Annotated in this window: 16 protein-coding genes; 6 read left to right on the top strand and 10 right to left on the bottom strand. The window is 52.9% G+C overall.

Annotated elements, in window-relative coordinates:
- The first annotated feature begins 146 nt into the window (after window positions 1–146).
- Window positions 147–593, top strand: coding sequence for a DUF441 domain-containing protein (locus V6940_RS14370; protein ID WP_333496317.1), 447 nt, complete (start codon window positions 147–149; stop codon window positions 591–593).
- Here the strand turns inward: V6940_RS14370 and V6940_RS14365 are convergent.
- A complete protein-coding gene (locus V6940_RS14365) occupies window positions 577–1,368 on the bottom strand; it encodes an AraC family transcriptional regulator (protein WP_333496316.1) in 792 nt (263 codons plus the stop codon). The two genes, V6940_RS14370 and V6940_RS14365, sit on opposite strands and share 17 nt — an antisense overlap.
- A 99-nt stretch (window positions 1,369–1,467) precedes the next feature.
- Here V6940_RS14365 and V6940_RS14360 point away from each other — a divergent pair, with 99 nt between their 5' ends.
- Complete coding sequence (locus V6940_RS14360; RefSeq protein WP_333496315.1) at window positions 1,468–2,652, top strand: CynX/NimT family MFS transporter; 1,185 nt, start codon at window positions 1,468–1,470, stop codon at window positions 2,650–2,652.
- 68 nt (window positions 2,653–2,720) lie between these two features.
- Here V6940_RS14360 and V6940_RS14355 read toward each other — a convergent pair whose 3' ends face one another.
- Window positions 2,721–3,428, bottom strand: a complete 708-nt coding sequence (locus tag V6940_RS14355) for a CTP synthase C-terminal region-related (seleno)protein (RefSeq protein WP_442910822.1) — start codon at window positions 3,426–3,428, stop codon at window positions 2,721–2,723.
- A 137-nt stretch (window positions 3,429–3,565) separates the two neighbouring features.
- Between V6940_RS14355 and V6940_RS14350 the strand changes: the two genes are divergently transcribed.
- A complete protein-coding gene (locus V6940_RS14350; protein ID WP_185665954.1) occupies window positions 3,566–3,910 on the top strand; it encodes a DUF488 domain-containing protein in 345 nt (114 codons plus the stop codon).
- 30 nt (window positions 3,911–3,940) lie between these two features.
- Here V6940_RS14350 and V6940_RS14345 read toward each other — a convergent pair whose 3' ends face one another.
- Together V6940_RS14345 and V6940_RS14340 are read right to left on the bottom strand one after the other, a co-directional pair.
- Window positions 3,941–4,246, bottom strand: coding sequence for a hypothetical protein (locus tag V6940_RS14345; protein ID WP_333496314.1), 306 nt, complete (start codon window positions 4,244–4,246; stop codon window positions 3,941–3,943).
- Window positions 4,247–4,306: 60 nt separating this feature from the next.
- Window positions 4,307–4,555: a putative hemolysin gene (locus tag V6940_RS14340; RefSeq protein ID WP_333496313.1), complete on the bottom strand. Its 249-nt coding sequence runs from the start codon at window positions 4,553–4,555 to the stop codon at window positions 4,307–4,309.
- A 320-nt stretch (window positions 4,556–4,875) separates the two neighbouring features.
- On the opposite strand from V6940_RS14340, the gene V6940_RS14335 reads away from it, so the two are divergent.
- Window positions 4,876–5,895 (top strand): sensor domain-containing diguanylate cyclase, encoded by a 1,020-nt coding sequence (locus V6940_RS14335; protein ID WP_333496312.1) that lies wholly within the window; start codon window positions 4,876–4,878, stop codon window positions 5,893–5,895.
- A 46-nt stretch (window positions 5,896–5,941) separates the two neighbouring features.
- Window positions 5,942–6,046 carry a YoaK family small membrane protein gene (locus V6940_RS14330; RefSeq protein WP_035897158.1) on the top strand — a complete coding sequence of 35 codons (105 nt, stop codon included), beginning with the start codon at window positions 5,942–5,944 and terminating at the stop codon, window positions 6,044–6,046.
- A 101-nt stretch (window positions 6,047–6,147) separates the two neighbouring features.
- Here the strand turns inward: V6940_RS14330 and V6940_RS14325 are convergent, their stop codons facing one another.
- The 5 genes from V6940_RS14325 to V6940_RS14305 form a co-directional block, all read right to left on the bottom strand.
- On the bottom strand, window positions 6,148–7,623 hold the full coding sequence (locus V6940_RS14325) for a GGDEF domain-containing protein (RefSeq protein WP_333496311.1): 1,476 nt from the start codon (window positions 7,621–7,623) through the stop codon (window positions 6,148–6,150).
- Window positions 7,624–7,817: 194 nt separating this feature from the next.
- A complete protein-coding gene (locus tag V6940_RS14320) occupies window positions 7,818–8,078 on the bottom strand; it encodes a DUF2534 family protein (RefSeq protein WP_185665949.1) in 261 nt (86 codons plus the stop codon).
- A 368-nt stretch (window positions 8,079–8,446) separates the two neighbouring features.
- Window positions 8,447–9,082 (bottom strand): carbonic anhydrase, encoded by a 636-nt coding sequence (locus tag V6940_RS14315; protein ID WP_185665948.1) that lies wholly within the window; start codon window positions 9,080–9,082, stop codon window positions 8,447–8,449.
- Between the two features lie 103 nt (window positions 9,083–9,185).
- Window positions 9,186–10,445 (bottom strand): sensor domain-containing diguanylate cyclase, encoded by a 1,260-nt coding sequence (locus V6940_RS14310; RefSeq protein WP_333496310.1) that lies wholly within the window; start codon window positions 10,443–10,445, stop codon window positions 9,186–9,188.
- 302 nt (window positions 10,446–10,747) lie between these two features.
- Entirely contained in the window at window positions 10,748–10,972 is a 225-nt protein-coding gene (locus tag V6940_RS14305; RefSeq protein WP_333496309.1) for a hypothetical protein, read from the bottom strand.
- A 246-nt stretch (window positions 10,973–11,218) separates the two neighbouring features.
- Here V6940_RS14305 and V6940_RS14300 point away from each other — a divergent pair, with 246 nt between their 5' ends.
- Window positions 11,219–11,614, top strand: a complete 396-nt coding sequence (locus V6940_RS14300) for a DUF1398 family protein (RefSeq protein WP_333496308.1) — start codon at window positions 11,219–11,221, stop codon at window positions 11,612–11,614.
- A gap of 126 nt (window positions 11,615–11,740) precedes the next feature.
- Here V6940_RS14300 and V6940_RS14295 read toward each other — a convergent pair.
- Window positions 11,741–14,355 (bottom strand): Ig-like domain-containing protein (locus V6940_RS14295; protein ID WP_333496307.1); only part of this gene is annotated, 2,615 nt, incomplete at its 5' end.

Here is a 14,355-nt window from a genome sequence, read left to right as displayed (position 1 = left end):
ATCCTCGATAAAGATTGAAAAAGACCTGTCTACGCCCCGCTTCTTGCGTACAGTAGAGTGACTAACAAGTAGCCCGGCCGAGCGCCGCGACGCCGGGCGACGATAATGCACTCTCTTTTTCGCTTTCTGGCAAGGATTACCGTTTTATGATCGATACCACCCTACTGATCCTTCTGGGTCTGGCGGCGCTGGGCTTTATTAGTCACAACACCACCGTCGCCGTCTCAATCCTGGTTCTGATTATTCTTCGCGTCACCCCGCTCAGCACCTTCTTTCCTTGGGTCGAAAAACAAGGACTTAGCATCGGGATTATCATTCTGACCATCAGCGTGATGGCCCCTATCGCCAGCGGCACGCTGCCCGCCTCGACGTTGATTCACTCTTTCGCCAACTGGAAATCGCTGGTTGCCATCGGCGTCGGCGTATTTGTCTCGTGGCTCGGTGGACGCGGCGTGACGCTGATGGGTACTCAGCCGCATCTGGTGGCCGGACTATTGGTTGGCACCGTGCTAGGCGTGGCGCTGTTTCGCGGCGTGCCGGTGGGGCCGCTGATTGCTGCGGGCCTGGTGTCGCTGCTTATTGGGAAGTCGTAGTCAGCGCCGCCAGATAGCGCCCCGGCGTCTGCCCAAGCCCTTTACGGAACATGGTGATAAACGCCGTGGTGGAGTCATAGCCCAGCGATAGCGCCACCTGCTGGACGTTCAGGCCGCGCACCAGCATTTGCAGCGCAAGGATCAACTGCAACTGATGACGCCAGCGACGGAAATTCAACCCGGTCTCTTTCACCACCAGCCGGGCGAGGTTACGCTCGCTCATGGCAAAGTGCTGGGCCCATTGTGCCAGCGTCTGCCACCGGTCAGGCTCTGCTTCCATGGTCTCAACCATCAGCCGAATTTTGGGGTGCGTAGAAACCGGCAGCTGTAACTGCTGTTCCGGCTGCTGTGGTAGCTCATCGAACAGCACCTGAATCAACCGCTGCGTCTCCAGCTGCTGGCGTTGTGCTTCATCCCGTTGCGCCAGTGACAGAATCAGCTCACGCACCAACGGCGATATTTTCAGCGTGCAGCAGTGCGCCGGCATCTGCGCTGCGCCAGGTTCAATAAACAAAAAGCACAGTTCAGCCTGCGGCGTGGCGCGATTGCTGTGCGGCACTTCGCCGGGAACCCACACCGCAAACTGCGGCGGCACCATCCATAAGGCGTTTTCCACTTCACAGGTAATAGCGCCGTGCAGCGCGAGGATCAGCTGGCCTTTACGGTGCTGATGCAGCGGAATGTACTGCTCCTCTTGCGCCACTTGAATCCCAAACGCCACGGCGGCATCCTGATGGCTATCCGGGTGATAGCCGCCTAATCCGAGTCCCAGCATTATTTTGTCCGAATTCAGCGATAATCTGTCATTTTAGCTTGATTTCAACAATGGCTAAAGCGGGTATTGTAGTGCTCCCACCCTTTTGTCGAGATGACTATGTCTGAAGTTACGACGTCTGCCAGCCGCCGCTGGCTGCTGATTATTGGTATTTTATTGATTGCCTCGACGCTGCGCGTCACCTTTACCGGCGCCGCGCCTTTGCTCGACGCCATTCGCGATGAATATGGTCTGACTACCGCACAAACCGGGCTGTTAACCACCCTGCCGCTGCTGGCGTTTGGCCTTGTCTCTCCGCTGGCCGCCGGGGTTGCCCGTCGCATCGGCATGGAGCGCAGCCTGTTTATCGCCATGCTGCTGATTTGCGCCGGGATCGCCGTGCGTTCCCTGCCGTCGGTGACGCTGATGTTTACCGGTACCGCCATCATTGGCTGCGGGATTGCGCTAGGCAACGTGCTGCTGCCCGGGTTAATCAAACGTGATTTTGCCTCGCAGGTGGCAAAGTTTACCGGTGCTTACTCGGTGACAATGGGCGCGGCGGCGGCGTTAGGCTCGGCGCTGGTGGTGCCGATTGCGCTCAGCGGTTTTGGCTGGCGCGGCGCGTTGCTGATGCTGATGGTCTTCCCGGTGCTGGCGCTACTGTTCTGGCTGCCACAGTGGAGAGCAGCAAAAACTACGGCTATCTCCGGCAACGGTGCCATGCATAACCGCGGCATCTGGCGCTCGGCGCTGGCCTGGCAGGTGACGCTGTTCCTGGGTCTGAACTCGCTGGTCTACTACGTGATTATCGGCTGGCTACCGGCGATTCTGATTAGCCAGGGCTACAGCGAAGCGCATGCCGGTTCTCTGCACGGCCTCCTGCAGCTTGCCACCGCCGCCCCCGGTTTTGTAGTGCCGCTGATCCTGCATCGGATGAAAGATCAACGTGGGATCGCCATCACCGTGGCGCTGATGTGCGCCGTCAGCGCGCTGGGCTACTGGCTCTTTCCCTCACAGGCGGTACTCTGGACGATTATCTTTGGCTTTGGTTCTGGCGCCACAATGATTCTGGGTCTGACCTTTATCGGGCTGCGCGCCAGCTCGGCGCACCAGGCCGCAGCGCTTTCGGGGATGGCACAGGCGGTGGGGTATCTGCTGGCGGCCTGTGGGCCTCCGCTGATGGGGAAAATTCACGATGCGACTGGCGCATGGCACCTTTCATTAATGGCGGTGGCGATTATTGCGCTGGTGATGGCGGTGTTCGGCGGGCTTGCCGGGCGAGACCGAGAGATAAACGTTGAATAAAACGTAGCCCGGACAAGGCGGTACGCCGGGATTTCCCCGGCGTCGCTGCGCTCGGCCGGGCTACCTTTTTACTGGGCGGCGGCGTGCAGGAATGCCTGCACCAGCGGTGCCGGACGACCTGCCAGAGCGTTGCGCTCGTGCTGGAACAGCGTTGCCACGAAGAACGGATGCGTCACCAGTTCCACCGCACGAATATCCCCGTTATCGTCCCAGCCGGTTACCCGCAGCGGCAGCGATGTCAGCGCCTCGGCGAAGTCGGCAGAGATACCGTAGCTGCAGTGATAGCCCTCTTCGATGCTGTCCCGGCCATAAGCGCGCGCAATCAGCGTGTTGGCACGCAGTTCAATGGTGTCGCTCTTTTCCACCAGTGAGCAGGTCAGCGGCGCAATCACCATCCGGCCTTCAGTATCCGTTTCCGCATGAGCCGCATCTTCCCAACCCATCACGTTGCGCGCGTACTCCAGAATAGCGTGCTGGAACCCGCCGCAGGTGCCGAGGAATGGCAGGCTGTTTTCGCGGGCGTAGCGTACGGCGAGTAATGCCCCTTCGGTATTCTGATACGGGCTAGCAGGCACCAGCCAGATGCCGTCAAAATCAGCGAGGTTATCGGCGCTGTGCACATCACGCGTGGCAACCCAGCGGTATTCAACGGGCACTTCCAGCACCGCGGCGGCATCGTCAAGCGCCAGTGGGATCGCCTGATGAGCAATCACATCAGCGTTGTAGTCGCCCACGAGGGCAATGCGAAGAACGGGGGTCACTGCAGAGTTTTCCATGAGAGATCCTTATGTGCAGAGGTTTCGAACGGCATAAGGAGCCTCAGACTAGCGATGTCGTCGCACTTTAGCAATACCCGAAGGGCGAACCCAACCAATCTTTGTGGTATGGTCGAATGGAACAAGGGAGGAAGGATATGATCCAGTGTAAACGCGTATATGACGACGCAGCACCTGACGATGGTTACCGTGTCCTGGTAGACCGGTTGTGGCCGCGCGGTATCAAAAAGGAAAACCTTATCTACGATGAATGGTGCAAAGACCTTGCCCCTTCAGCCGAGCTGCGCAAGGCTTATCACGGTGAGGTCATCGACTTTGCCACCTTCTGCCAGCACTACCGCGAAGAGCTTTCGCATCATCAGGATGTAGGCCAGCGTCTGGCCGACATCGCACAAAAGCAGGGGCTTACGCTAATTTACGCCGCCGCGAACACCGCACAAAACCACGCTCGCGTGCTGGCCGACTGGCTGAAAAATCGCTAACGCCTGAACGCGATGTCTGCGGACATCGCGTTATCCTACCAGTGCAGCCTGCTCCTTCGCCATCAGCGCATCCGGCGTTAACGGCAGCAAATATTCTGAACGCACAAAAGCAAAGCCCTGTTGCCCTTCACCTGCGCTCACTTCACCGGTCACCAGCCACAGCGCACGCGGCGAGTCGGCGGCCAGTTCAGTCATCACCCCGTTTACCGGGTTCAGACAGCGTTCTCCTGGCTTAATCAGCGCAAACAGTTCAACACTCTTGCCGATATTAGCCCGGCCAGCGGCGGTACGGGCACCGATAATAATGGCGATGGTGCCCGGCTTCAGCGAAAACATACGTCTCTCGTTAATCAGAATTATCCTGGAGGCGCAGTGTACTGGATAAGGAATGTACTGTCATTTTTTCTGCGGATGATCGCGCCGCCACAGCGCCCACTCCTCAATCGTTTCGCCACTCGGCAGCTTACAAAGGCTGAACTCGCCCTGAGCATTGACCTGACGAATACTTTCGCCTCCCTTCTGCTGGCAGTACACCGCAGCAGGATTAGCCATACCGATTTGCGGCGGTGGTGGTGCGTCCGGTTCGGCCGATTTTGCACACCCAACAAGCAGCAGAGGCAGTAGTAAAACGTAGCGACTGGACATCATTTCTCCTTGGTTTCACGCTGGAATTTAGCTTTAAACTCCATAATTTCTTCAAATTAGCTACACTTTTGCGACGTAAAGTACGTCTCGTTCTCAACTGACCAGAGAACAGAACATTCCATAATCAATGAGTTATTTTGCCCCATCTCCCCCGATGGGGCTTTTTTTATCTGTAATAAGAAACAGATAACCTTCCGTTACACACCTTTTAGCCACACAGTGCTTACGTTCTGGATACATAATGTATAAAATTTAGTGAGTCCGGATTTCATTTAGGGCGAAAAAACACCACTCACGCTATCGTAGGGACCCTTGTTTTCATGTCAGATATTATTCTTGCCCGGGTATCACAAACGCTTGCCTCTGAACAATCGCTTGAGAGTCTTGTTCGCCAACTGCTTGAGATGCTTGAACTGGTGACCAATATGGAATCCACCTATCTGACGAAAATTGATACTCAGGCCGACCTGCAGCACATCGTATACTCGCGCAACAGCGGCGAGATGAACATCCCGGAAAACCTCTCCGTTCCCTGGGGTGATACCCTGTGCAAACGTGCGATGGACGACGGCTGTTTTTACAGCGACCACGTGCCGGAGCAGTGGGCCGACTGCGATGCGGCAAAAGCGCTGGGGATCACCACCTTCCTCAGCACGCCTATTCATCTGACCGACGGCTCCCTGTTCGGCACGCTGTGCGCTACCAGTACCCAACAAAAGCCGCTCAGCTTTAACAGCGAGCATGTGCTACAGCTGTTTGCCAGCATCATTGCCCGCTATATCGAAAAAGAGTCGCTGGTTTCGCAGCTTCAGGAAGCTAACGCCGCGCTGATTTATCACTCCTACACCGACGCGCTGACCGGCCTACCGAACCGCCGTGCGGTGTTTGAAAATCTGGAGACCTTGTTCTCCCTCGCCCGGCATCTGAATCATTCGGTGCTGCTGGCGTTTATCGACCTCGATAAATTTAAGATGATCAACGACTGCTATGGCCACCAGGCTGGCGATGCGTTTTTACAGCAGGTGGGCCAACGGCTAAAGCTCGGCATCTCGCCTGATGACCAGCTTGGCAGACTGGGTGGCGATGAGTTTATGGTCGCTACCCTTGCCCGCGCGACGGTGCAGCTTGAGCAGTTTGCCGAAACGCTGCGTCAACTCCTGGTTGGCGATTACCTGCTCGGCGATACGCTAATTCACTATCCCGGTGCCAGCATTGGCGCCGTTGTGGTCGATCCTCACCTGATGGACCCTGACAGCGCGCTTCGTGCCGCCGACAGCGAAATGTATCAGGATAAAAAATTCCGTCATCGCCCGGAAATTAGCGCCCAACGGGTCGAATAATTACAGTATCATACGCGCTGTTTTGGACAACATTCAGGATGTCACAATGAGATTGGGTATCGCCTTTCCCATCGTTATCTTTATTATCGCCGTGATCTTTCTGGCCTGGTTTTTTATAGGCGGTTACGCACTGCCGGGAGGAGCACAATGAGAAAGACCACGATTATTATGCTGATCGTCGCCGTCATTACCGTCGTGGGCGTTCAGCTCGGCTGGTGGTAAACCGGAGATAAGCCGCGCCCCCTGCCCGGCTTATCGTCTTTCGTCACGACGTTTTTTCATCTGATACATCTCTTCGTCAGCCTGTTGGATCGCGGCATCCAGCGTCGTGACGCACGGCGCTACGCCCCAGGACACAGATAGCGGCACCGACTGTCCCTGTGGGCTGAACGGAAATACTGCAATCTTTGCCGCAATTCGCTCGGCAACCATATGCGCATGGGCGATATCTGTCCGGCTCAGCAATACCACGAACTCATCGCCGCCGCTGCGAATGACCCAATCTCCGTTCGCTCGAACATCGTTCAACATACACTGCGAGATGGCCTGCAGCGCCCGGTCTCCGGCCTGGTGGCCATAATTATCGTTGATCGCCTTAAACTTGTTACAGTCAAAAAGAATAACCGTCATAAAAGGCAGCCCGCGCTCCTGAATAAGGGCAAAAATATTGCGCGTAAAGCAGCCGGTTAGCGGATCGCGGTAAAACCGCAGGTCAGCGTGGTTAAGGTGATAGCGGATCAACAGGAACAGTAAAAGCAGCAGCACCGGCGCCATTGCCAGAATCGCCAACGCATAGGGGTTGTGCGTGATAAATAGCCACACCGGGAGCGCATATTTAATTTCATAGCGCGATGAGACCGTATGAATACGGTAGCTATCCAGCCATTGACAGTTGCCGACAATGCACAGCACCTCTCCGGTTTCACGACTTTGATAGCCCAGAATCAGCCCCGATGGCACCTGCTGGTTAAACGCCTGGTTCAGTATCCGCTGCAACTCGACTCGCGAAAGGTCATAGGCCAGATAGCCAATGATATGGTTGCTTGGTTCACCTTCAGAGAGATCGTAGATATAGCTCACCACGCTGTAAGCCTTATCGCCGGTAATTTTGTCGGCGTAAAAGGTGGTTGAGCTAAGGGATTTTTTACGCATGCTTTTTTGCAGCACGCGGTCATAGAACATTTCCGGTTCATGGAAGAACTGGCGCGGGTCGTTAGCCATCTGCGAGGTTTCAAAGCTAAACGGCACAGAATCCGTGGGCGTAAACCAATAAAACCAGCGGCCGTCGCTGGCAATAATATAGCGATGAATATCGTGCTGCTCAGGGTTGAGCGCCCGGATTTTATCCCGGATATATTCGGCAGCCACATAGATACAGCGGGCGCTGCGCTCGGGGCTACGGGAAATCAGCGCACCATGCTGTTTATCGATATTTTTTGGATCGGCGTTAATTCCCCAGGCGCCGCCACGGGGCTCGAAAACATCAGCATCGCCGCACAGATAGTGGCGGCTTATCTGCTGGTAACGTACGCCCGCGGCTTCCGCCATCAGTTCGTTATCGTTAAACATCGTCACCATCTGACTTTGCATCGCGTTAACCCCCTCGCTCACCTGCGACATCGTACGCTGGTACAAGAAGAAAACGGCAAGGCAGATGAGCAGAGAAGTTACCGCCACCGAGGCAAACAGAGACTGCTTTTTACGCAAACTATCCTGAATAATTCTCACTGATACCCCGTACGGATGGGTTAATTCCCTGAAACGCCACCCGCGCACTCAGCCGCTGCGTCCGGTACGTCTTCGATACGTATCAGATCATTATGGCTGAGAACTTTCGCAAGCGAGAATTTGATCCTGTCAGGAGTTAAGCGGAATGGCAATACCCATTCGGGCGGGTGAGCGCAGGGGCTCACCCGAGGTGATTACTGCTGTTCTTCGGAGCCTAAGAAGTAAAATCCCAGCGGGATAGAGCACAGGACGGTAAATATTGAGCTGTAAACCATCACCATCGCCCCTTGCAGGACAAACATGCCGGTTGTCCACTCGGCGTATGGCAGATTATATTCTCTGACCACACCACCAAAAGTTGCTCGCCCTACCACCACTAAAGCAATGGCAAATACTACTACCGCACACAGCAGGAATTTCTTGCCGTTTGGTGTTCGCAGTTTTTCCAGAATCATCGCATCCTCCCGACGCCGATCGCATGATATTTCGCTGTATTTGTAACATCAATGAAGCATAAATTGAATGCTTTTGTTTGCGATGAGTAAAGAACTGGCAATAAAAAACGGGCGCTCGCGGCTCCCGTTTTGAGTGCTGTCATCATGCTAAAGCATGAGCGCAGACGGCCAGATTCAGTCTTTCGCCGGAGCGCCCTTCTTCTCCTGTTTGCCATGTTTAAAACAACGGCAGCGGAGGACAAGGCAATGGCCTGGCAACCTTTTCTTTATGTGATTACGAATGCGTCGCCCCGGCGCTCTGCAAAACGCGGCAAGCTGAGACTGGTGAAAAACCGTTAACGCTGCCCGCAGGCAGCGCCCGGTGGCGATTACTCGAAGAAGACTTCCGGGTTATCGGCCAGGGAGACGAACGTTTTGCTGTTTTTATCCAGTGCACGAATGGCACCGCTTTCGATGTCATATACCCAGCCGTGCAGGCGAATCGCGTTGTCGCGCAGGCCAACGGCCACTGATGGATGCGTCTTAATGTTGTTCAACTGAGCAATCACGTTCTCTTCCACCATCGCGTTCACCTTATCGGTTTCAGTCGCGTAGGTTTTCTTCTCGACAACCGCTTTCGCCGCGTCGGAATAGCGCAGCCAATGGGAAACCGCAGGCATCGGCTCCAGACACTGGCAGGTAGCAATGGCTTTCATTGCGCCGCAGTTAGAGTGGCCGCAGATAACAATATCGGTCACGCCCAGCGCGACAACCGCATACTCAATCGTCGCGGACACCCCGCCTGGCTCCGGGCCGAAGGACGGTACGATATTACCGGCGTTACGGATGACGAACAGCTGCCCCGGCTCCTGCTGGGTGACTAACTCTGGCACCAGACGGCTGTCGGAACAGGAGATGAACAGCGCTTTAGGATTCTGGCTGGAAGCCAGGCTACGGAAGAGTTCCTTACGTTGAGGAAAAACTTCTTTCTGAAAGTTGAGGAACCCTTCAATGATATGTTGCATAGCAGTATCTCTTTTTCGTTTTTACGCAGGTCATGATGAAAATCACATTTTCAGTGTACCACCTGCGCGCAGAAGGGAAAGTACTCAATCGTGTAACCTGACGTTACTTGCTGACAACAACTTTGTTTCGCCCACTCTCCTTCGCGGCGTATAACGCCTTGTCAGCAAAAGAAATGCACTCATCGGCGGTGAAACGCCTGTCTAATGAGGTAAAGACGCCGATGCTCACCGTCATCGGCTCCGGGGTCAGATTCGCTCCCGCTTTTGCCGTCTCCGATTCGATACGCCCACGAATGCGCTCTGCTACCGTCAGCGCCACCTGCGCAGAGGCGTTATGCATCAACACGGCAAACTCTTCGCCGCCAATGCGCGCCAGAATATCGCATTCACGGGTGGCGTTTTTTGCCAGCGCCACAACGCTGCGTATCACCTCATCCCCTGCCGGGTGGCCATAACGGTCATTGATACGTTTAAAGTGATCGATATCCAGAATCATCAGACTGATGCTCTCACCCGATGCGATCAGCTGCTGTAGCTCTTTATAGAAATAAGCACGGTTGTAGATACCGGTCAGTGGATCGTGTATCGAGAGCATGGTGGAATTTTTGTGCATCAGGAAGATGTCATAGAGCAGCACGATGATCACAAAGAAGGTGCAGACCACCTCAATACCGCGACTCAGATACCAGACGGAGAAATTGTACTCGTTCAGGTTCAGTAAAATCAGATTGCTGAAGAGGCTCGAGATGCAGAATGCCGCAATGCTCACCCACAGCAGGTTCCTGAGTTGAGTGATGATAATAGCCAGCAGCAGCGTCATAAACCAGCCCGCCACAATCAACGCGCTGTAGTAACTGCTCCAGGCATTACGGACGTGACCGTTCGCTTTATTAATCAGATTCAGCGAGATCTGCGGATTGTAGCTGGACAGGTTGTGGGCAAATATCGCCAGAAAGAAAACCGCGAATGCCAGAACGATGACCAGGGCTTCGTCTTTACCATTCGGGCTAATGTTCTTCTTCAGCAAATAGGCGTAGTAAAGCGCAAAAAGGATGGCGACGATAAACGTGACCTGGCGAAAAAGATAAAATATAGCCAGATCGTTGGTAATCGCATTAAGTGGAATGCACACGGAGATAAGTTTCTGGATTAGCGTTACGGCCTCTACGCAATAAATATCAGAACCTAAAAAACCTAATCCAAGAATAGCTACATATAGTAGTTTTCTATTACAGATAAACTGGAAAAACATAAAGAAGAAGATAATCGCATCCAGCAGTAAAAGCAGTCCCGTAAATACCAGATAGTAAATATCAGGGATCACAATCCGATAGGTTGTCAGATGGTTAGCCAGCACAAACATGCCAACAAGTATCAGGCATGCAATGATTAAGAAAAAACTAACCCGAGGGGGTATTCGATGACAGCACTGGCTCATATAGAGTCCTCCATGACTACTTCGACTGTTATAGTCCTCTGTCATGTATGAGCATATTGCGTTTAATCAAAATTTATTTTTATAAATCTTTATCAACCATAATATTAATTGAATAAGGTTGACCCTTCGCCAACAAAAATAAAAACAACGAGGATGTTTTTTATCCAGCAATAGCATATTTGCTGTCAGGGGGGAGTCCTCAACCGCCCGAAGGCGGTATCGGAACGTTACTCTGCGATTTCCAGCGCATCCTGGATAGCATCGGCGAGTGCGGCAACTTCCTGCGACACGTTGCGCAGATCCATCTGGGAGCGGATCCCCGAGTTTGCGGTGGACGCAGAAACGGAGGCTTTGGAGATCTCCAGAGCGGCCTGAACGGCCAGTAAGCGCTTGTGGTTTTCAGCGGCATCGACGCCGGTGGCGCCGTCGAGATCGAAGTACCCTTCTAACATTGTTCTCTCCTTATGATTTCTTGCCCAGTGTAGGGTGATATGTGCGATCGCGCTATCAAATTCGCCATCGGCAATAGCAATACTTAGTAACAATTAGAATACTATTACCATTCCCTTGCAGACCTTAAAATGTCAGCCGTAAACTATTAGAATTTTAATTTATTTACAAGTTAACTATTCATCACCACAATTCAATCAAATAATAATAAACATCAATACAACATATGGCATACATCAGGAGCGTAAATGGAATTTAATGAAATGCTCAGAGGATTTTTTGAGCAGGTCCGAAATGAATCAGACTTCCTGCAATTCTTAACAGAATTAAAACAAAATAATATCTCATATTACATCTACTTCGTTGCCACGGGGAACGTAAAGGTTGTGACCTCTTCTGATTCTTACGTTTCAATGAAAAGTGACCGCGGGCTCATTAAAATTCACTCAGAGGCCAGCAGTTGCCTGACGCGAATTGCCGCCAAGCGCCATTTCACCCACGTTACCGCCTTTGATCAGTATTGTCGGGAGCTTGCCAGGGCCGGTGTGTTTAAATGGGTGGTGGATGTCAATGAGGTGAATCGCTATTACTGGTCAAAAGACAACCAGTTGTTGCACACGGAAAATATCATTAATCCTACGTAATTATTATTAGAAATAATAAAAAACCGTTAAGTACTGCGTTAGCATAGTGACGAAACGTTTTATTATCGCAATAAGATGACCGCCGAAGCGGTCATCTGAGTACTGATAGTCATACACCGTGAACCATTAAATGACTGGCGTATCCGGTTTCGCCATCAGGCTATTAATATCGAAATCCCCGGCAGAGCAGTTCTCAACCGTGATGCTCATTGTGGCCCCAGAGTTTATCTGCCCATTGGTATTGATTTCGATAACCGCATTACCGTTATTGTCATTCGTGATTCTGATATAAGAAGCGAGATCGGTCTCGGCAACATCACCCAGCAGATCGCTTAAATCAATGCGATCGCCTTCGTCGGCTCTGAAGTCTTTAATAACATCGTGCCCGTCATCGCCTTTAAGCCAGGTGAACGTATCACTGCCACTTCCGCCGTACAGCGTGTCATCGCCTTTACCGCCAATCAGGGTATCGTTGCCTGTTCCGCCGTAGAGGATGTCATCACCCTCGCCGCCGTACAGCATGTCGTTTCCGCCACCGCCAACCAGGATATCGTTACCCTCTCCACCGTAGAGAACGTCATTGCCTGACCCCATTGCGCCAAGTTCTTCGCTATTCTGAGTGACATAGTCGACAACCTTATCAAACGTCAGTTGATCCACGGTCATATTCATATGGCTAGCCATTTCGCTCATAGAATCAAAACCATCGCCAATCAGGATGTCATTACCTTTGCCGCCAAAGAGGACATCATCGCCGCTTCCTCCGACAAGGATATCGTCACCACCGCCGCCGTAGAGGATATCGTTACCCACGCCACCGAACAGAACGTCTCTGCCGCCATCGACCTGAGACTGATCAAATTCAGCAGGATGTTCGGTGATGTATTGCGCAATATGCGACACATCCAGTTGGCTCACATCAACATTCAGCTGCCCTGCAACATACTCTTTAATGGCTGCAAAACCTGTCTTGTCACCAAATACCACCATATCGCCGAACAGGATATCGTTCCCCGCATTGCCATGGACCGTATCCTGCGCGCCAGCCATCTGGACATAATCCCCTCCCAGAATAACCTTCGCGAGATCCTGCGCCGATATCCCGGCAGTCACCACTTTGTCAGAGTCGTAGTCAATAAGATCGCTAGCGCTAATGCCATTTTTGATACCAATAGCTTCAACGTTAGCGCATGCCATGATTAACAGCGCGAAGGCATCTTTCGAGTTACTGCTGGTTTGCGTCGTGGTAGAACTGCCGTCCCCAGCGCGGGTTGATATTTCATACCCTCCTTTACCATCGGCACGCATGGAACCAATATTTGTCCTCGAATTCCCATTCCAGCTATAGACGTTACCATTCGCATCAATCACCACCCGGCTCGTTCCATTGATATCCATGGAGATAACTTTCCCTGGTTGATAATCAATTTTCGTCACATCAAGTGTGACCACCTGGTTCTTTCCGGTTCGTCCATCAACGTCAACGCTGGTCTTATCATCCTGATAATAGGTAGGCTTACCATCCGTAATAAAGTAGGTTAGGTTTTCACTCCCTTCAGAAGAGACGTCATTAAACCAGTTCGCCGTCGCTTTAAAGGCGTCTTCATAGTTAGTCCCGCCCCCACTGGTCATTTTGGCTAATGCATCGGTCAGTGTTTTTAATGCCCCCTGGTCTTTGAGATTTACCGATACGGCAAAGTTGACCTGCGTATCGAAATCAACCAACAGGATTTTGACGTCCCCTGATCCCGTTAGCTGGGTGTTGTTATAGAGCGCATTAAAGACCTCAGTCAGTGAAGCGATCACGTTTTTGATGTCAGTGGCACCCACACTACCGGAGCTGTCCACAATAAAGGCGATATTGTAATCCTGCCCCGGTAGCTGCTGGAAGCCTTGGGTATCTGCAATGATAATGTCGCTATTCTCACTCCCCTGAATCACGTTGTCTTTTTCATCCCCGGTAATGAGGCTACCGGTTTCAACCGCGACCGTGCGTTCTGCAGAATGACTGGCTTCGTTACCGGCAGGATCCCGAATGCTAATTGATGCCGTGACATCCGGGTTTTTCATCAGATTCTCTGCCGTAAACTCGCTCTCCCAGACCAATTTACCATTGCCGTTATCCTTGACCTGTACCTGATGCGTGACGTTCCCTACCGTCACATCAACAACATCACCGACCTGCGCATCACCTGTAACAGTACCGGTCACTTTAATAACTGGCTCACTCTGCCCTGGCAGTTGGTTAGTTTCCGAGAAGCTCAGGAAATCGTCACCCGTAACAGGATCGATAGTGACGGTAACGTCAATGTCCGTATCAATCACCACGGGTTCAACATCGGTGTCGGTGGCTTCGTTACCCGCCTCGTCCCGGATTGTGATGGTGCCGTTCACCAGCGGATCCGCCAGCAGATCGGCGGTGCTCACTTCCGTCTGCCAGACCAGCTTGCCGTCCGCATCTTCGGTGACGGTTGCGGTGTACGCCTTGTCGTTCACCTCCAGATGGACAATATCCCCGGCCTTCGCGTCCCCGCTGACGGTGCCGCTGACGGTGGTGGTCTCAGTTTTGGCCTCGTCGGCGTTGATATAGCCGTCGCTGATGGTGTCGATATTCAGGGTCACGGTCAGTTCGGTGGTGCTCAGGGTCACCGGCTCGCTGTCGGTGTCGGTGGCTTCGTTACCCGCTTCGTCCCGGATTGTGATGGTGCCGTTCACCAGCGGATCCGCCAGCAGATCGGCGG

Source organism: Kluyvera sp. CHPC 1.251, assembly GCF_036759945.1.
Taxonomy (GTDB): Bacteria; Pseudomonadota; Gammaproteobacteria; order Enterobacterales; family Enterobacteriaceae; genus Kluyvera; species Kluyvera sichuanensis.
Note: the sequence above shows the minus strand (reverse complement) of the source record. Positions and strands in the feature narration are given on the sequence as shown.